Origin of the sequence: Kosakonia sp. HypNH10, from assembly GCF_029850615.1 — a bacterium.
Taxonomy (GTDB): domain Bacteria; phylum Pseudomonadota; class Gammaproteobacteria; order Enterobacterales; family Enterobacteriaceae; genus Kosakonia; species Kosakonia cowanii.
In genome coordinates, this window is record NZ_JAOTIU010000003.1 from 137,467 (window position 1) to 154,490 (window position 17,024).

Sequence of the window (17,024 nt, forward strand, 5' to 3'; positions counted from 1 at the left end):
AGGCGGCGGATTATTCCACCGCCTTTTTTTAACTCACTTAATCCCTCTCATTTTGCGATTTGACAAACCGCCGGGCGGCGCGGATAGTCATTTTTCGCTCATGTTCAACGTGTTACCGGAGAGGCAAAACATGTATCAACATCATAACTGGCAGGGCGCTCTGCTGGATTACCCGGTGAGTAAAGTGGTATGCGTCGGCAGTAACTATGCCAAGCATATAAAGGAGATGGGCAGTGCGACGCCGGAAGAGCCGGTGCTGTTTATTAAACCTGAATCCGCATTGTGCGACCTTCGACAGCCGCTGGTGCTGCCGACTGAGCTTGGCTCGGTGCATCATGAAATTGAACTGGCGGTGTTAATTGGTGCAACGCTGCGCCATGCCACCGAAGATCATGTTCAACAAGCGATAGCGGGCTACGGCGTGGCGCTGGATCTGACCGCGCGCGACCTGCAAAGCAAACTGAAAAAAGCAGGGCAGCCGTGGGAGAAAGCGAAAGGGTTTGATAACGCTTGTCCCATCTCGGGTTTTATCCCCGCCGCTCAGTTTGAGGGCGATCCGCAAAACAGCTCGCTGGAGCTGAAAATTAACGGCGAGATCCGCCAGCAGGGCAGCACTGCAGACATGATCCACAAAATCGTGCCGCTGATTGCCTATATGAGTAAATTTTTCACCCTGAAAGCCGGGGATGTGATCCTCACCGGTACGCCGGAAGGCGTCGGGCCGCTCAGCAGTGGTGATGAACTCGAGCTGCGTCTCAACGAACACTCTCTCTCGACCCGCGTGCTTTAATGCTTTTGCCGCTCATTCGGGCGGCAAAACTTGCATCCCTCTGCCAGAGTGGTTATAAGGTGCACCCTGGTTACCAACGGCGGATTTTATCATGAGCGACACTCCTTTCTGGCAAAGCAAAACTCTCGACCAAATGACGGACGCGGAGTGGGAGTCGCTCTGTGACGGCTGCGGGCAGTGCTGCCTGCACAAACTGATGGATGAAGATACCGACGAGATCTACTTCACCAACGTCGCCTGCCGCCAGTTAAATATCAAAACCTGCCAGTGCCGTAACTACGAGCGCCGTTTCGAATATGAACCGGACTGCATCAAGCTGACCCGTGAGAATCTGCCGACCTTCGAATGGCTGCCGCCAAGCTGCGCCTACCGCTTGCTGGCTGAGGGGAAAAATTTGCCGGTCTGGCACCCGCTGCGTACCGGGTCGAAAGCGGCGATGCATGCTGAACGTATTTCGGTTCGCCATATTGCGGTGAAAGAGTCCGAAGTGCGCGACTGGCAAGCCCATATCCTGAACAAGCCGGACTGGGCGGATTAAGACTCTGCTTCCCATTACTGCTTTCATCAATAAAAAACGCTCCCGAAGGAGCGTTTTTTTTTACCGACCAAACAGGTCGCGTTTCTTCGGCTTAAAGAACTGCGCAATCAGTACCAGCAGCGCCACCACCAGATAGGCGACGAAGATCCCCAGCAGCCACTGCGGCATGTCGAGGTTCAGAAATTCCCACTGACGCTGCGCGCAATCGCCGGAGGCGACAAACACCTGCGGCAGCCATTTATCCAGCGGCAACCAGCTCGGGAAGCGCGCGGCGAAATCGCAGGTCATAAAAGGGGAGGGGTGAAGCTGGATCTGCGTGTGTTCCCACGCCAGCTGGATGCCGCGAATGGCGCTATAGATCCAGATGGCAAGGGCGGCAAAGCGAAGCGGCGTTTTTGGCGCAATGGCACCGACGATACCGGCACCCATCACACCAAACAGGGCGCAGCGCTCGTAAATGCATAACACGCACGGTTTCAGCAACATGACATGCTGGAACCACAGCGCTGTCATCTCAAGCGCAAAGGCGGTTAACGCCATCAGCAGCCAGGCGCCGCGCCCGTGTGAGCACTTATTTAAATATCGCAACATAATCATTTCCCTGGAGATGCGTAGAGACCGCAGTGTAAACGAAATCAATCTCAAGGCCACTAGCGGGGGCAAAATAATGCGTAATGGAATGTTTAGTCAGCAAAAAGTGAAACATCGCCTACGTCATTTTGGTCGATTTACAGTTAATTATTTGGATTTAAGGCATATTTGCGCGAAATATTCATGTAACAAATTCGCCAAAATAAAACGTTGATCGCCTTTTTTCTTCCACCCCTACGCTACCTGCCCACTGCATGCTTTGGTATGATGAGTGCTCATTGCTTAGCTGTGTTATGGAAATCTTATATGGTCATTAAGGCGCAGAGCCCGGCGGGTTTCGCGGAAGAGTACATCATCGAAAGTATCTGGAATAGTCGCTTTCCTCCCGGGTCGATTCTTCCTGCTGAACGCGAGCTCTCTGAACTGATTGGCGTCACTCGTACCACACTGCGTGAAGTTCTGCAGCGACTTGCCCGGGATGGCTGGCTTACTATCCAGCATGGCAAACCGACAAAAGTGAATAACTTCTGGGAAACCTCAGGTCTGAATATTTTGGAAACGCTGGCACGTCTGGATCACGAAAGCGTACCGCAGTTGATCGATAACTTGCTGTCCGTGCGTACCAACATTTCCACGATTTTCATTCGTACTGCGTTTCGCCAGCATCCTGAAGATGCGTTAAAGGTGCTCGCTACCGCGCGTGCAGTAGAAGATCACGCCGATGCGTTTGCTGAACTGGATTACAACATTTTTCGCGGGCTGGCGTTTGCTTCCGGCAACCCGATCTATGGTCTGATCCTGAACGGCATGAAAGGGCTCTATACCCGCATTGGTCGCCACTACTTCTCCAGCCCGGAAGCGCGTAGCCTGGCACTCGGTTTTTATCATCGGTTGGCAGAGATCTGCGAGCATGCCCAGCACGACCAGGTTTACGAACTGGTTCGTCGCTACGGTCATGACAGCGGAGAGATCTGGCATAAGATGCAGAAAACGATGCCTGGCGATCTCGCACTACAAAGTCGATAGTGACAAAAAACCCCTCACAAGAGGGGTTTTTTTATATCACAGCACGTTGCTTCGCGGCGGACAGCGCTCCAGCAGTTCCACGCTGCCATCTTCGTTTTGCTGCTCCAGCAGAACATCAAATCCCCATAAGCGATGCACATGTTTCAGCACTTCGCGGCGACCTTTATCGAGCGGGGCGCGGTTATGCGGAATGTAACGCAGGGTCAGCGAACGATCGCCGCGCAGATCGACGTTCCAGACCTGAATATTCGGCTCAAGATTACTCAGGTTGTACTGGGATGAAAGTTTCGAGCGGATCTCGCGGTAGCCCTCTTCGTTATGGATGGCGGCAATCTCCAGGTAGTTATTACGATCGTCATCCAGCACGGTGAAGAAGCGGAAATCACGCATGATCTTCGGCGACATAAACTGGCTGATAAAGCTCTCATCTTTGAAATCACGCATGGCGAAATGGAGCGTCTCCAGCCAGTCGGAACCGGCGATATCCGGGAACCAGTAGCGATCCTCTTCCGTTGGTGACTGGCAGATGCGCTTAATATCCTGGAACATGGCAAAGCCAAGGGCGTAAGGGTTAATGCCGCTGTACCACGGACTGTTGTAAGGCGGCTGGAATACCACGTTGGTATGGCTGTGCAGAAACTCCAGCATAAAGCGGTCAGTCACTTTTCCTTCGTCATACAGGTGATTAAGGATGGTGTAGTGCCAGAACGTCGCCCACCCTTCATTCATCACCTGCGTCTGCTTCTGCGGGTAAAAATATTGGCTCACTTTGCGCACAATACGCAAGATCTCGCGCTGCCACGGCTCCAGCAGCGGCGCATTCTTCTCCATAAAATAGAGCAAGTTCTCCTGCGGCTCCGCCGGATAGCGGCGCGCCTGGGCGACGGCCACCTCTTCATCGCGTTTTGGCAGGGTGCGCCACAACATATTTACCTGGCTTTGCAGATACTCTTCCCGGCTTTTTTGCCGTGCTTTCTCCTCCTGCAAGGAGATTTTCTGCGGACGCTTATAGCGGTCAACGCCGTAATTCATCAGTGCATGACAAGAGTCGAGCAGTTTTTCCACTTCGACCACGCCATAGCGCTCTTCGCAATCGGTGATGTATTTGCGCGCGAAGATCAGGTAATCGACAATCGAGCTGGCATCGGTCCAGCTGCGGAACAGGTAGTTATTTTTGAAAAACGAGTTGTGCCCGTAGCAGGCGTGCGCCATCACCAGCGCCTGCATGGTGATGGTGTTCTCCTCCATCAGATAAGCGATACAGGGATTGGAGTTAATCACAATCTCGTAAGCCAGGCCTTGCTGGCCATGCTTATAGAGCCGTTCGGTTTCAATAAACTTCTTGCCGAACGACCAGTGGGGATAATTGATAGGCATGCCGACGCTTGAGTAGGCATCCATCATCTGTTCTGAGGTGATCACTTCGATTTGATGCGGATAGGTATCCAGCCGGTAGAGTTTCGCCACCCGGTCAATCTCTGCCAGGTAATCATCCAGCAGCTCGAATGTCCAGTCGGGTCCATCGCTCAGACGAATAGAATCCTTATTCATTGAGTCAATCGTAGCCATTAGCGCGCCCTCATTGTTCTCGACACTCTCTGTATGGAGCATCTCATTTCAAGCATAGAACACTGATTTAAAAGTGTACGCCAGCCCTCACCAAATCTTCACGATATTCCCGCTCGCTCACCGCGTAAAAAGGTATAGTGGCAAAATATTATGCTGCGGCGATAGAGTGCGCAGCAGGAGATGCTGAATATCCGCAGCCCTTACCGGGCGGCGATGTTGTGAGGAACATCACCATAAAAAAGCCATATGTTGAATAATATTTTCATCTGAGTTATCAATTTGTAATCAGATGATTGTGCTTTACTCACGGGAGAAGGGATATGCGAGTTGTTGTATTGGGCAGCGGCGTTGTTGGCGTCACCAGCGCCTGGTATTTACGCCAGGCCGGACATGATGTCACCGTAATCGATCGCCAGCCGGGGCCTGCACTGGAGACCAGCGCCGCCAACGCCGGGCAGATCTCGCCGGGCTATGCGGCACCGTGGGCTGCGCCCGGCGTGCCGCTGAAAGCGATCAAATGGATGTTTGAGCGCCACGCGCCGCTCGCCATCAAGCTCGACGGCTCCTCATCGCAGCTCAAATGGATGTGGCAAATGCTGCGCAACTGCGACACCCGCCACTATATGGAAAACAAAGGGCGCATGGTGCGTCTGGCTGAATATAGCCGCGATTGTCTGAAACTGCTGCGGGAAACCACCGGCATCCAGTATGAAGGCCGCCAGGGCGGGACGCTGCAACTCTTCCGCACCGCCGAACAGTATGAGAACGCCACCCGTGATATCGCCGTATTGCAGGAAGCGGGCGTGCCGTATCAGTTGCTGGAATCGGCGCGTCTGGCCGAGGTGGAACCAGCGCTGGGCGAAGTGGCGCACAAGCTGACCGGCGGTCTGCGACTGCCCAATGATGAAACCGGCGATTGCCAGCTCTTCACTCAACGGCTGGCGCAGATGGCCGAAGCCGCCGGGGTAGTGTTCCGCTTCAACACGCCTGTCGATCGCCTGCTTTACGAAGGCGAAAAGATCTACGGCGTGAAGTGCGGAGAAGAGGTGGTAAAAGCCGATGCTTACGTGATGGCTTTCGGCTCCTGGTCCACCGGCCTGCTGAAAGGGATTGTCGATATTCCGGTTTATCCGCTCAAGGGCTACTCGCTGACCATCCCGGTGGCGCAAGAGGACGGCGCCCCGGTTTCCACCATTCTTGATGAGACTTACAAAATCGCCATTACCCGTTTCGATCAGCGTATTCGCGTCGGCGGCATGGCAGAGATCGTCGGGTTCAATACCGAGCTGTTACAACCGCGGCGCGAAACGCTGGAGATGGTGGTGCGCGATCTCTTCCCGCGCGGCGGCCATGTTGAGGAGGCGACCTTCTGGACGGGCTTACGTCCAATGACGCCAGACGGCACGCCGGTGGTTGGCCGCACGCCGTTTAAAAATCTGTGGCTCAATACCGGACACGGCACGCTCGGCTGGACAATGGCCTGCGGCTCCGGGCAACTGCTCAGCGATCTGATGACCGGTAACACACCGGCTATCGCCGCAGACGATCTGAGCGTGGCGCGTTATCTTCCGGGGTTCACGCCTGCGCGTGCCCAGCATCTCCACGGCGTACATAGCTGACAGGCGTAAGGAATAGACATGTCTCGTCCGGTTCTGGCGACCCTGGATTTACAGGCGTTAGCCAATAATTTGCAAATAGTACGCCGCGCGGCACCCGACGCCAAAGTCTGGTCGGTGGTTAAGGCAAATGCCTACGGTCACGGCCTGGAGCGCATCTGGTCAGCGCTCAATAAAACCGATGGCTTTGCGATGCTCAACCTTGAAGAGGCGATCCTGCTGCGCGAGCGCGGCTGGAAAGGGCCTCTTCTGATGCTGGAGGGCTTTTTCGATGCAGAGGAGCTGGCGCTTTATGACCAGTACCGTCTCACCAGCGGCGTTCACAGCAACTGGCAACTTAATTTACTGAAAAATGCGAAGCTGCAGGCACCCCTTGATGTCTACCTCAAAATCAACAGTGGTATGAACCGCCTCGGTTTTCTGCCGGAGCGCGTACACAGCGTCTGGCAGCAGTTAAGCAGCTTTGCCAGCGTCGGCAATATCACTTTGATGTCGCACTTTGCTGAAGCGGAGCGTCCGGACGGTATTTCTCAACCGATGCGGCGCATTGAGCAGGCGGCAGAAGGGCTGCCGCTACCGCGATCGCTCGCCAACTCTGCCGCGACGTTATGGCACCCGGAAGCGCATTTTGACTGGGTTCGCCCCGGCATTATCCTTTACGGTGCCTCACCATCGGGCAGGTGGCAGGATGTGGCGAACAGCGGTATTCGCCCGGTAATGACGCTGAGCAGTGAGATCATTGCCGTCCAGACGCTGAAGAGCGGCGACGCCGTCGGCTACGGATGCCGTTACCGTGCGCAGACGGAGCAGCGTATCGGCGTGGTGGCGTGCGGTTATGCGGATGGTTATCCGCGCCAGGCACCCACCGGCACACCGGTGCTGGTGGATGGCATTCGCACCACGGTAGTTGGTGCGGTCTCAATGGATATGCTGACGGTCGATCTCACGCCGTGCCCGCACGCCAGCATCGGCGCGCCGGTGGAGCTGTGGGGCAGGGATATCAAGATTGATGACGTGGCGGCGGCGGCCAATACGGTCGGGTACGAGTTGATGTGCGCCTTGGCACCGCGTGTACCCGTTGTGACAATGTAACTTTCAGCGAGGCGCTTACTCCGCCTCGCTTTCCACCACTTTAACACCCACTTTTGATACTAAATTTTCACTCTTCTCGGCGACTGTCCAGATCATGCCGGCAAACTCAACCTGATCGCCCACCACCGGAGCAGCACCCAGCAGTTGTTGCACAATCTCACCGAGGGTTTGCTGGTTATCGCGATGCTCAAGCCCCTCATCAAGACCATAAATCATCGCAATGTCGGCAAATTTGGCATTCGCTTCGAGGATAAAGTCACCAAAGAAGCGCTGATCCAGCGACACCGGCGGTGATTCACTGAAGAGCTTCCCGAGAGCCGGAAGATCTTTTTCGCGGCCAATCACGCAGAGCACATCGCCTTCGCGTAACCGGGTGCTGCCGGTCGGGTGCAGCAGGCTGTTATCACGGAACAGCGCCGCAATGCGCGTCTCTTCCGGCATGTGCAGGTCGCGCAGCGCCGCGCCAACGCACCATTTGTCGGCACTCAGTTGATAGACGAACTGCTCGAAGGGGTTATCCGGGTGAATATCCAGCCCGACACGCGAAACCGGCCAGCCCACCGGCGGCACCACCACTTTGGCTTTTTTCGCCGCCCAGCCCAGAGACGTTCCCTGGAATAGCAGCGAAATCAGCACCACGAAGAAGGCGACATTAAAGAAGAGGCGGGCATTGTCCAGCCCGGCCATCATCGGGAAGGTGGCAAGAATAATCGGCACCGCGCCGCGCAAACCCACCCAACTGATAAAGACGCGCTCGCGCAGGTTGAAACCGCGAAACGGCAGCAGGCTGGCGAACACGGAAAGCGGGCGGGCGATAAAGATCATCCATGCTGAGAGGATCAGCGCAGAGAGTGCAATCGGCATTAAATCAGACGGCGTCACCAGCAGGCCTAGCACGAGGAACATCGCAATTTGCGCCAGCCAGGCGAGACCATCGAAGTTTTGTAGAATGCCGAAGCGATTACGAATCGGGCGATTGCCCAGCACGAATCCGCATAAATAGACCGCCAGGATCCCGCTGCCGTGGAGCGCCGTGGTAACAGAGAAGATCAAAATCCCGCCGCTCAGCGCTAATAAAGGATAGAGCCCAGGCGGCAGGGCAATGCGGTTGATCATCTGTTGCAGCAGGTAGCCGCCCGCGCCGCCAAGCAGTATGCCAAGGCCGAACTCGCGCAGAATGTGCAGGAAGAAGGTGAAATCAATATTGGCGTGGTGGCTCTGGATCATCTCAATCAGCGTGATGGTCAGAAACACCGCCATCGGATCGTTGCTGCCGGACTCAATCTCAAGCGTCGAGCCAACACGCTCGTTCAGCCCTTTACCGCCGAGCAGCGAGAAGACCGCCGCCGCATCAGTTGAACCGACAATCGCGCCAATCAGGAAGCCTTCCATAATATTGAGCTTGAAGAGCCAGGCCGCCATCATGCCGGTCAGCCCTGAAGTGATCAGCACCCCGACAGTTGCCAGCGAGAGCGCGGGGCCGAGCGCAACGCGAAAAGAGCTGGCGCGGGTACGCATACCGCCGTCGAGCAGGATGATCGCCAGCGCCAGGTTACTGACCATATAGGCCAGCGGGTAGTTGTCGAAGGGAATGCCGCCGATGCCGTCAACGCCTGCCAACATACCAATCGCCAGAAAAATGACCAGAATCGGAATACCAAGGCGGGATGAGAACGAACTCAATAAAATACTGCAGGTTACCAGTACAGAACCCAGAATAAACAGACTAATTATCGCCCCAGCGTCCAATGGTATGCTTCTCCTTCTCTTCTCGGTGAGATCCCGGCACCGACCGGGATTTATTACGGCACATTATAATAACGGCAGAAAAAGCAATTTAATAAGGGCATTAAGGGCTTTTTTTACGCCGAGATTGTGGGATGGCCTGTGAGGGTCAGCGTTGATTTTTCAGCGTGTTGCAAGATGGCGTGCGCACCCAGCGGCAACGTGACGGTTTTCGCTTCGTGTCCGAAGTCCAGCCCGGCGATCACCGGGATTGCCACCCGTGAACGTAACCAGGCCACCATCTTCTCTAAAGTGTAGCCCGCATCGTAATCGTTGGGTTGCGCATGGGAGAAACTGCCGAGGATCAGCGCGCGCTGCTGCGCCAGGATCCCGCTGTAGAGCAGTTGCAGCAGCATGCGTTCAACGCGGTAAGGATGCTCATTGATATCTTCAACCACCAGAATGCCGCCGGGCACCGTCGGCAGCCACGGAGTGCCAATCAGTGAAGTCAGCATGGCCAGGTTTCCGCCCCATAATCTTCCTTCAACATGGCATTGCGGCCCGTCGCCATCCCATTCAATGGTGTAGGTTTTATTGCGTATTGCCCGCCAGAAGTGCTCCTGCGTAAAGGCATTGAGCGGCTCGGCACCAAAATTGCCCGCCAGCATCGGGCCGCTAAAGGTGATGGTACCGCCAGCCGCCAGCAGGCCGCACTGGATAGCGGTAAAGTCGCTGTGGCCGCAAATCACCAGCGGTTGCTGCTGCTGGCGTTTGACCAGCGCCTGCCAGTCAATGTCGGCCAGCAGACGGCTCGCGCCGTAGCCACCGCGTACCGGCATAACGATCAGATTCTCCCCAACCAGGCGGGCGAGGTCATTGATGTCCGCCAGCCTTTCAGCTTCGCTACCGGCAAAACGCTCCTCGCGTCGCGTAATCACCTGTTGATTGTTGACCTGGTGACCCTCGCGGGTAAGCCGCTCAACGGCCAGCGCCGCAGCACGCTGATTAATGCAGTACCCGGAGGGGGCAATTAAATGGAAAGTGGACATGGCATTTCCTTGCTGACATCTCTAAACAAACAGTTATCATGCCGCTAACCCTGGTCATTGTCATCCGCCGTGATGTACAGCTTATATAAGGATTTTCTGGCGTGAAATTAAGATGGTTTGCCTTTTTAGTGGTGCTGCTGGCGGGCTGTAGCTCGACAAAACAGGATTATCGTAATCCCGACTGGAACCCGGAAGTGCCGGTCAAACGGGCGATGCAGTGGATGCCGATTAGTGAAAAAGCTGGCGCGTCGTGGGGCGTTAGCCCGGAACTGATTACGGCGATGATTGCCGTGGAATCCGGCGGCAACCCGGAGCTGGTCAGTAAATCGAATGCGGTGGGTCTGATGCAGCTGAAAGCGTCAACGGCGGGGCGCGAAGTCTATCGTCGTATGGGCTGGAGCGGGCAACCCTCGACGCGCGAGCTGAAAAACCCGGAGCGCAATATCTCAATGGGCGCGGCCTACCTGAGCATTCTTGAACATGGGCCGCTTGCCGGGATCAAAGATCCGCTGGTGATGCAGTATGCGCTGGTGGTCTCTTATGTGAATGGCGCGGGCGCGCTGCTGCGCACCTTCTCTTCGGACCGCCAGGAGGCGATTGACGAGATTAACTCGTTAAGCCCGAAGGGCTTTTTGCAGCACGTAGCGGAAAAACACCCCGCGCCGCAAGCCCCGCGTTATATCTGGAAAGTACAAAAAGCGATGGATGCGATGTAATTAGCGCACCCGGCTGGCGCGTTCGCGCGCCTCGCGCTCCAGCGCAAAGATGATGCGCTGGAGTTCGCGCTCGACGCCCGGGCTGACATTTAAAAAGCGGAAGCTCAGTCTCGGCGTAGCGATGGTGTCATTTTTACCATCCACAACTTTGCGCTCGCCCACGGCAATCAGCTGCGCATCAAAGTAGAACTGCCCCCACGAAGCCATATCCAGCTCAACCTGCGAGAATCGCATGCCTGGCTCGACATTTTCCGGCAATTCACCATCAAGCAGTGCACCCATGCCGCCCAGCGAGAGATCAAACAGACGAAAACGCAACTGGCTCTTATCGGGCAGTTTCGCTTTGCAGAAGTAAGCCGGGTGGAGCGGGGCGCTAATACGGAAATATTCCCGACGTTGAATAAACCACAGCGTTTCCGGGAGCGGCGTAATAAACGCAGGCAGATCCTGATAATTGCCGGTGGTGAGCGCATTAAGCGTGAACTCAACCTTTGCGCCATGGGTTTCAGCGGTAATAGTCACTTTACCGGCACGTTGAACAGCGCTGTTCTCATACTCCTGACTGCCAAAATCCATCACCAGCGCCTCGGGGTTCACCTCGAGAATTTTGCTGATAAATTGACCGCTACCCCAGCTGATACAAACCGGCACCTGCGTTTTTTGCAGGTCGCGCAACACACCCAGCACGGCCAGAGGATTTTGTTTCAGGAACTGCTCACTGTAATTGCTCACGCCGAATGGCTCCTCGATACTGACACAACGTCGATGGTTTATCGGCAATCTATGCCAGAACTTAATACAAATGGTAGAAATTATTTCATTAAATTATGAATTAAATCTGTGAGATGACAGCGCTTTTGCGCAAGACATCTATACTGTACGCAACGCACTACATGGTGGTGTGTTCATTTACACGTCATAAACGAAAGGAGAAAGTGAATATGGGTATTCTCGCGTGGATTGTATTTGGCCTGATTGCGGGCGTAATCGCGAAATTCATTATGCCAGGACGCGACGGTGGCGGCTTTATTCTGACCTGTGTGCTGGGGATTGTCGGGGCAGTGGTCGGTGGTTGGCTGGCAACAATGTTCGGTTATGGCGGCGACATTACGGGCTTTGACATGCACAGTTTTATCGTCGCGGTGATCGGCGCGATTGTCGTGCTGGCGGTTTTCCGCCTTGTACGCCGGTAACGGATCTTCTCTGAAAAAAGGCCGCATAGTTATGCGGCCTTTTTTTATACGCTACTGCGCCACTTTCTGCGCCGCCGGCTCAGCGACAGGCGTGGCATTTTCCGCAGGCTGTTTTTGCGGCACGCTGTTGCACGGTTTCTCTTTCGGGCAGATGAGATCGAGCATTTTTAGCGTCACGCCATTACTCCAGCCAAAGCCATCCTGCAACGGATATTCACCGCCGCCGCCGCCCGTACCGGTGGAGCTGACATCATATTTTTCCACCAGCTTCTGCTCGCGATCGTAAGTGTGCTGAACATTGGTCAGGAAACGCCAGCTAACACTCATCGCCAGTTTTTGATGGTCATAGTTCTGCAACCCGGCGGCTGCGACCCACTGCAACGGCGCCCAACCGTTCGGTGCATCCCACTGTTGACCACTTTTAACAGTAGTCGTGGTGATGCCGCCCGCTTTTAACAACCGCGCCTCGGTTACCGCCGCCACTTTGTCGGCGCGATCTTTCGCTGCCGCGTTAACAAACAGCGGATAGAGCGCCGCGGCGGTCAGCTGATTGCGCACCTTTTTGGTTTTCAGATCGTAATCGGCGTACCAGCCCTCTTTCGTATTCCACAGATTGGTCTCAATGGCTTTTTGCCGGGCGGTGGCCAGCGCGTCATAGTGGCTCGCTTTAGCGCTATCGCCAGAGACCTGATAAGCGCGAGAGAGCATTTTTTCCATCTTAAACATCAACGCATTGAGATCGACCGGCACAATGGTGGTGGTGCGAATCGTGCCAAGTTGTTCAGGATCGTCCATCCAGCGGGAGCTGAAGTCCCAGCCGGAAGCCGCAGCGGCGCGTAAATCACGGTAGATCTCCGTTGCCGGGCGATTCGGGTTGTTTTTCGCTGTCGTCACATCTGCCAGCCACGACTCCGGTCTCGGCGTTGAGGAATCATCCCAGTAGCGGTTCAGAATGCTGCCATCGCTTAATTTCACCACGCGCTTATTCGCCTCGCCCGGCTGTAGCGCATCGGCACCTTCCATCCAGTACTGATACTCTTTCTCCATCTGCGGTAACCAGGTTTTCAGCACCTCATCACCGTCATGCGTCGCCAGTAACTCCACCATCAAAGAGAAGAAGGGCGGTTGAGAACGGCTGAGGTAGTAGCTGCGGTTGCCATTCGGGATATGACCCCAGGTATCAATTTCATAGCCGAAGTTGGCGACCATATCCTCGATTTTGTCCCAGTGGCCGCTTTCGGCAAGGCCGAGCATGGTGAAGTAGCTATCCCAGTAATAGACTTCGCGAAAACGCCCGCCGGGCACGACATAGGGTTTAGGCAGCGGTAAAAGTGAGTCCCATTTGCCCGCGCTATCGGTGGTGCGCGTCAGTTCTGGCCATAAGCCGTTGATATGCTCACGCAGGTTTTGTCCGGCAGGCGGCACATAGGGCTTGCCTTTTTCCGGCAGCGTAAAGTTCACCTCGACAAAATGGCGCAGATCAAAGCTGCTCTGGTTCCGCTGCATGCGGTAATCCGCAAGGATCATCAGTGGGTCGCTCTTGGGAACCGCGTCGGCAAAGGTTTTTTGATCGGGGAAGAGTTTTGCGCTTTGCACATCACTGAATAACGGACCGAGAAGGATGTCGGGAGTTTGCGGCGGGTTTTGCGCTTCAGCCGCGAATATTGGGGCATTTGCGGCAAGTAATGTTCCACCCAATGCAAGTTGCATGACCAGAAAGAGGGTGCGCGGCTGGCGCAAAACAGGTTTTATCATTGATGTCTCCTTAACGAGCAAGCAGCGGACCGCTGCATTCAACCTTGACCAAAACCATAGACGAATCTCAGACAATTCGTGTGCTGTGCCCGGCATTTTGTGTCAATCCGGAGAAATTACCTTTCGCCTCTGAGCGATCCGGCTGTTCAGGGCGTGCCGGGGTAGCGAAGGCTTTGTCTTTACAGAAGAGAAGGCAGCTAGCAAAGAGAACGTACAGCCGATTGTCTTATTTTTAATCAATCAGCCTTAGCTGAATGGATTCGGTTAAGCGTGCTTTATTAGAGTTTAGTCACACTGAATGAAATAAAGTGCAGCCGTCACCTTGTAAAAGCGATTTACTGCAGTAATAGTTTTGTCTGTAACTATCTTTTTTGCTGAATAACAGAATTAAAAGTTGATATATTTCGCAAAAAATCTGGTTGCAGCGAAGAAAAGTCCCAAATAAACATTCTTAGGGCAAAGGTTAGCCAGTCAATGTGGAATATGGGCTACCAAATATTGTAGTATTCGTTCACTGCTTTTGACTTTTAGGAATTATCCTATCTCATATTTCAGGTTGGATACTACCAGATAATGCATATAAAATTTTTATTATTATTCATTACTTTAGGATTATAATTCGCGGTGATGGATTCATGTCAGAACAAAATTTTGCCGTTTTCCTGCTTAAGTGAAATTATTTCTTGAGATTTATCCTAATTTGCAAAAGAATTAAGTAATAGTTTTTCAACGGCTCGGCAATGATATTGAATTGAATTATCCGATCTGTAAAATCATGTCACGATAGTCAATGAAAAGTAATATTGTTGCGGCGGTCCTTGCGGACAGGCTCGTGCGGTAGCTATGCCCTTAATTCATTATCAGGTCGTTTATCGGACAAGGAACTGAGTCACTCATAACGATTTCATTTCCCCTCTCCATAACGATGCACGTCAACACAGTAATATATTTGCAATGGAAAAAACCCTATGAACATGCGAATCGTATTGGCTCTTCTTTTTGTATTTGGCGTCTCTGGCTGTGTAAAACATCCGAAACCCGCGCCTTCCGACGACACGATTGTTACCAGTGAAGTGAATGGCGTAACCCTGACCCACCGTTATGCCGTGCTGCCGCCGAAGGAGTTCGAACCGGTTAAACAAGATTACCGCGCGCTCTACCCGGCATCTGTCATGAGCAAACCTGATTTCGGCGGCAAAGTAATTCGCCAGCTGGAAGCGGGCAAAACCTACGTTGTGCTTGGTCAGGTTGAACACTTCTGGATGGCGCTGGCCGATGAAGGTCAGGAAGAGCTGATTGGCTACGTGCCGATGCGTGCGGTCGTTAAAAGCGATCTGTACGAAAAAACGCTGCGTAACGATCGCCGCAAAGTTCAGCGTAAAAAAGCGAACTGCGTAACGGTCGACGGCAGCGGTAAGGCTTGCAAAAACGTTAAATCCGGGACCTGGATCATCGATTAATCCAGCCGTGATGAGTACCTGCTATGAATAATAATTCGGTTGTACGCCAGATTAGCCTGGTGTTTTTCTTTGTGCTGGCCACCCTGGCCAGCGGTTGTGGATCGTCTTCACACAGCGTACCTACCAGCTATAACCTTCAGTTCAGGGCTCATCCGCAAATCAATGAGTCCGCTCCCCTTAAAGTCAGGGTGTTGCTGTTGAAATCGGACGCGACATTTATGTCCGCCGATTTCTGGTCGCTGCAAAACAACGCCGATACCGCACTGGGCGGCAATCTGCTGAACAGTGATGAGTTCTTCCTGATGCCCGGTCAGCTGTCAAAAACGCTGACCGGCAACAGTTCGCCCGAAGCGCGCTACATTGGCGTGATGGCGGAGTATCAGGCGCTGGACGGCAAAAAATGGCGAATCTCCCTGCCGCTTCCGGTACAGGGGGAGTCTCACTTCTATGAGTTCTGGAAATCGTCAGAAGATGCGCTGGAAGCCAACATCTTTCTCGACGTTAACGGAATACGCGTGATTTCCAAATAGCGCCATCCTGACAGGAATACAGTATGAATAAAGCAGAAAAGGTCGTCTGGACCGAAGGTATGTTTCTGCGTCCTCACCATTTTCAACGCGCGGAAAGCTATCTTCAGCATCATATTCGCGAGTGGGGAACCCTGCAGCGCCCCTATCTTTGGGGCTACCTTGATATCGAACTCGACGACGCGATGCTTCGCCAGGGGTGCATTGCCGTCAGTTATGCCAGCGGCTTACTGCCAGACGGCACCTTCTTCTCTTTCAACGATGCTCGCCAGGCACCAACCCCGCTGGTGATCCCGGATAACCTCACTAACGAACGTGTCGTGCTGGCGCTGCCAGCCCGTCGCGGCGGTCGCGATGAAGTGATTTTCAGCGAAGAGAAAGATTCGCTGGCGCGCTACGTCACCTGGGAGAGCGAAGTCGATGATGACAACGCCATGTCCGTTGGTCCCGCTGCGGTGCAGTTTGGACGCCTGCGCCTGAAACTGATGCTGGAGAAGGACCTCAGCGCAGAGTGGACGGCAATCGGCGTGGCGCATGTGCTGGAGAAGCGCAACGACAACCAGGTGCGCATCGACAACCGCTATATTCCGCCCATGTTAAATGCGGTCAATAATCCTTCGCTCTACGCGGTGATGAACGATCTGCAGAGCCTGCTGATGCAGCGCAGCCAGCAGATTGGGCAGCGTCTGCGCCAGCCTGGACGTTTCAACACCTCTGAAATGGTGGAGTTCTCGCTGCTGGCACTGATTAACCATCACGTCGGGCAGATGTCGCACCTGAAATCGCTGCCGATGATCCACCCGGAAGAGTTATGGCGCAGCTGGCTGGCGTTTGCCACCGAGCTCACCACCTGGACCGCGGCGCGTTCACCGGAAGAGACGCTGCCGATTTATGACCATGACGATCTCGCCGGCTGCTTCAGTAAATTGCAGCTGATGCTGCGCCAGGGGCTGTCGCTGGTAATGGAAGAGCATGCCATCCAGCTGCCGCTCACTGAGCGTACTCATGGCCTGAACATCGCCACGCTGCCAACCACCACCATGGCGCGCGAGTTTGGTTTTGTGCTGGCGGTGAAGGCCAGCGTTCCGGGCGAAATTCTGCAAACTCACTTCCCGGCGCAGATGAAAGTCGCGCCAGTGACCAAAATCCGCGATCTGGTGCAGCTTCAACTGCCTGGCATGAAGCTTCGCAGCATGCCTGTTGCACCGCCGCAAATTCCATGGCACGCCGGTTATAACTATTTTGAACTGGAAAAGGGCGGCGAGCTCTGGAACGAAATGGAAAAATCGGGCGCTTTCGCACTGCATCTGGCGGGCGAATTCCCCGGTCTTGATATGGAATTTTGGGCCATCCGTAGCCCGACGGAATAACACAGCG

At 54.3% G+C, this 17,024-nt stretch carries 16 protein-coding genes; 10 read left to right on the forward strand and 6 right to left on the reverse strand.

Annotated features, from left to right (window positions below):
* Positions 1 to 130 precede the first annotated feature (130 nt).
* Together N7V53_RS10100 and N7V53_RS10105 are read left to right on the forward strand one after the other, a co-directional pair.
* Positions 131 to 790 (forward strand): fumarylacetoacetate hydrolase family protein, encoded by a 660-nt coding sequence (locus tag N7V53_RS10100; RefSeq protein WP_279793283.1) that lies wholly within the window; start codon positions 131 to 133, stop codon positions 788 to 790.
* 91 nt (positions 791 to 881) lie between these two features.
* On the forward strand, positions 882 to 1,328 hold the full coding sequence (locus N7V53_RS10105) for a YcgN family cysteine cluster protein (protein WP_023480182.1): 447 nt from the start codon (positions 882 to 884) through the stop codon (positions 1,326 to 1,328).
* Between the two features lie 60 nt (positions 1,329 to 1,388).
* Here the strand turns inward: N7V53_RS10105 and dsbB are convergent, their stop codons facing one another.
* Complete coding sequence (dsbB, locus tag N7V53_RS10110; protein WP_124968081.1) at positions 1,389 to 1,919, reverse strand: disulfide bond formation protein DsbB; 531 nt, start codon at positions 1,917 to 1,919, stop codon at positions 1,389 to 1,391.
* A 306-nt stretch (positions 1,920 to 2,225) separates the two neighbouring features.
* On the opposite strand from dsbB, the gene fadR reads away from it, so the two are divergent.
* A complete protein-coding gene (fadR, locus tag N7V53_RS10115) occupies positions 2,226 to 2,945 on the forward strand; it encodes a fatty acid metabolism transcriptional regulator FadR (RefSeq protein ID WP_023480058.1) in 720 nt (239 codons plus the stop codon).
* Positions 2,946 to 2,981: 36 nt separating this feature from the next.
* On the opposite strand, the gene N7V53_RS10120 is transcribed toward fadR, so the two are convergent.
* Positions 2,982 to 4,514 (reverse strand): SpoVR family protein, encoded by a 1,533-nt coding sequence (locus tag N7V53_RS10120; protein ID WP_023480055.1) that lies wholly within the window; start codon positions 4,512 to 4,514, stop codon positions 2,982 to 2,984.
* A gap of 320 nt (positions 4,515 to 4,834) precedes the next feature.
* Between N7V53_RS10120 and N7V53_RS10125 the strand changes: the two genes are divergently transcribed.
* Together N7V53_RS10125 and dadX are read left to right on the forward strand one after the other, a co-directional pair.
* Positions 4,835 to 6,133: a D-amino acid dehydrogenase gene (locus N7V53_RS10125; protein ID WP_076770002.1), complete on the forward strand. Its 1,299-nt coding sequence runs from the start codon at positions 4,835 to 4,837 to the stop codon at positions 6,131 to 6,133.
* 18 nt (positions 6,134 to 6,151) lie between these two features.
* Complete coding sequence (dadX, locus tag N7V53_RS10130) at positions 6,152 to 7,222, forward strand: catabolic alanine racemase DadX (RefSeq protein ID WP_279793284.1); 1,071 nt, start codon at positions 6,152 to 6,154, stop codon at positions 7,220 to 7,222.
* A gap of 15 nt (positions 7,223 to 7,237) precedes the next feature.
* Here the strand turns inward: dadX and N7V53_RS10135 are convergent, their stop codons facing one another.
* Together N7V53_RS10135 and ldcA are read right to left on the reverse strand one after the other, a co-directional pair.
* Positions 7,238 to 8,971 (reverse strand): potassium/proton antiporter, encoded by a 1,734-nt coding sequence (locus tag N7V53_RS10135; protein ID WP_279793285.1) that lies wholly within the window; start codon positions 8,969 to 8,971, stop codon positions 7,238 to 7,240.
* A 113-nt stretch (positions 8,972 to 9,084) separates the two neighbouring features.
* Complete coding sequence (ldcA, locus tag N7V53_RS10140; RefSeq protein ID WP_279793286.1) at positions 9,085 to 9,996, reverse strand: muramoyltetrapeptide carboxypeptidase; 912 nt, start codon at positions 9,994 to 9,996, stop codon at positions 9,085 to 9,087.
* A gap of 101 nt (positions 9,997 to 10,097) precedes the next feature.
* Here ldcA and emtA point away from each other — a divergent pair, with 101 nt between their 5' ends.
* The gene (gene emtA, locus N7V53_RS10145; protein ID WP_023480169.1) at positions 10,098 to 10,712 is read left to right on the forward strand and encodes a membrane-bound lytic murein transglycosylase EmtA; all 615 of its coding nucleotides are present in this window, start codon (positions 10,098 to 10,100) and stop codon (positions 10,710 to 10,712) included.
* Here emtA and N7V53_RS10150 read toward each other — a convergent pair whose 3' ends face one another.
* Positions 10,713 to 11,444 carry a flagellar brake protein gene (locus N7V53_RS10150; protein ID WP_279793287.1) on the reverse strand — a complete coding sequence of 244 codons (732 nt, stop codon included), beginning with the start codon at positions 11,442 to 11,444 and terminating at the stop codon, positions 10,713 to 10,715.
* A 209-nt stretch (positions 11,445 to 11,653) separates the two neighbouring features.
* Here N7V53_RS10150 and N7V53_RS10155 point away from each other — a divergent pair, with 209 nt between their 5' ends.
* Positions 11,654 to 11,905 (forward strand): GlsB/YeaQ/YmgE family stress response membrane protein, encoded by a 252-nt coding sequence (locus tag N7V53_RS10155; protein WP_023480073.1) that lies wholly within the window; start codon positions 11,654 to 11,656, stop codon positions 11,903 to 11,905.
* Positions 11,906 to 11,956: 51 nt separating this feature from the next.
* On the opposite strand, the gene N7V53_RS10160 is transcribed toward N7V53_RS10155, so the two are convergent.
* Positions 11,957 to 13,660: an alpha,alpha-trehalase gene (locus N7V53_RS10160; protein WP_279793289.1), complete on the reverse strand. Its 1,704-nt coding sequence runs from the start codon at positions 13,658 to 13,660 to the stop codon at positions 11,957 to 11,959.
* A 968-nt stretch (positions 13,661 to 14,628) separates the two neighbouring features.
* On the opposite strand from N7V53_RS10160, the gene N7V53_RS10165 reads away from it, so the two are divergent.
* The 3 genes from N7V53_RS10165 to tssK are packed head-to-tail and all read left to right on the forward strand — an operon-like array spanning position 14,629 to position 17,017.
* A complete protein-coding gene (locus N7V53_RS10165; protein ID WP_279793291.1) occupies positions 14,629 to 15,120 on the forward strand; it encodes an SH3 domain-containing protein in 492 nt (163 codons plus the stop codon).
* 23 nt (positions 15,121 to 15,143) lie between these two features.
* The gene (gene tssJ, locus N7V53_RS10170; protein WP_279793292.1) at positions 15,144 to 15,650 is read left to right on the forward strand and encodes a type VI secretion system lipoprotein TssJ; all 507 of its coding nucleotides are present in this window, start codon (positions 15,144 to 15,146) and stop codon (positions 15,648 to 15,650) included.
* A gap of 23 nt (positions 15,651 to 15,673) precedes the next feature.
* The gene (gene tssK, locus N7V53_RS10175) at positions 15,674 to 17,017 is read left to right on the forward strand and encodes a type VI secretion system baseplate subunit TssK (RefSeq protein ID WP_023480188.1); all 1,344 of its coding nucleotides are present in this window, start codon (positions 15,674 to 15,676) and stop codon (positions 17,015 to 17,017) included.
* Positions 17,018 to 17,024 lie beyond the last annotated feature (7 nt).

What these genes read in the sequence shown, in the direction of transcription:
- N7V53_RS10100 (WP_279793283.1), top strand. Translation starts at nt 131, where the DNA reads ATGTATCAACATCATAACTGGCAGGGCGCTCTGCTGGATTACCCGGTG.
- N7V53_RS10105 (WP_023480182.1), top strand. Translation starts at nt 882, where the DNA reads ATGAGCGACACTCCTTTCTGGCAAAGCAAAACTCTCGACCAAATGACG.
- dsbB (WP_124968081.1), bottom strand. Translation starts at nt 1,919, where the DNA reads ATGTTGCGATATTTAAATAAGTGCTCACACGGGCGCGGCGCCTGGCTG.
- fadR (WP_023480058.1), top strand. Translation starts at nt 2,226, where the DNA reads ATGGTCATTAAGGCGCAGAGCCCGGCGGGTTTCGCGGAAGAGTACATC.
- N7V53_RS10120 (WP_023480055.1), bottom strand. Translation starts at nt 4,514, where the DNA reads ATGGCTACGATTGACTCAATGAATAAGGATTCTATTCGTCTGAGCGAT.
- N7V53_RS10125 (WP_076770002.1), top strand. Translation starts at nt 4,835, where the DNA reads ATGCGAGTTGTTGTATTGGGCAGCGGCGTTGTTGGCGTCACCAGCGCC.
- dadX (WP_279793284.1), top strand. Translation starts at nt 6,152, where the DNA reads ATGTCTCGTCCGGTTCTGGCGACCCTGGATTTACAGGCGTTAGCCAAT.
- ldcA (WP_279793286.1), bottom strand. Translation starts at nt 9,996, where the DNA reads ATGTCCACTTTCCATTTAATTGCCCCCTCCGGGTACTGCATTAATCAG.
- N7V53_RS10155 (WP_023480073.1), top strand. Translation starts at nt 11,654, where the DNA reads ATGGGTATTCTCGCGTGGATTGTATTTGGCCTGATTGCGGGCGTAATC.
- N7V53_RS10160 (WP_279793289.1), bottom strand. Translation starts at nt 13,660, where the DNA reads ATGATAAAACCTGTTTTGCGCCAGCCGCGCACCCTCTTTCTGGTCATG.
- N7V53_RS10165 (WP_279793291.1), top strand. Translation starts at nt 14,629, where the DNA reads ATGAACATGCGAATCGTATTGGCTCTTCTTTTTGTATTTGGCGTCTCT.
- tssJ (WP_279793292.1), top strand. Translation starts at nt 15,144, where the DNA reads ATGAATAATAATTCGGTTGTACGCCAGATTAGCCTGGTGTTTTTCTTT.
- tssK (WP_023480188.1), top strand. Translation starts at nt 15,674, where the DNA reads ATGAATAAAGCAGAAAAGGTCGTCTGGACCGAAGGTATGTTTCTGCGT.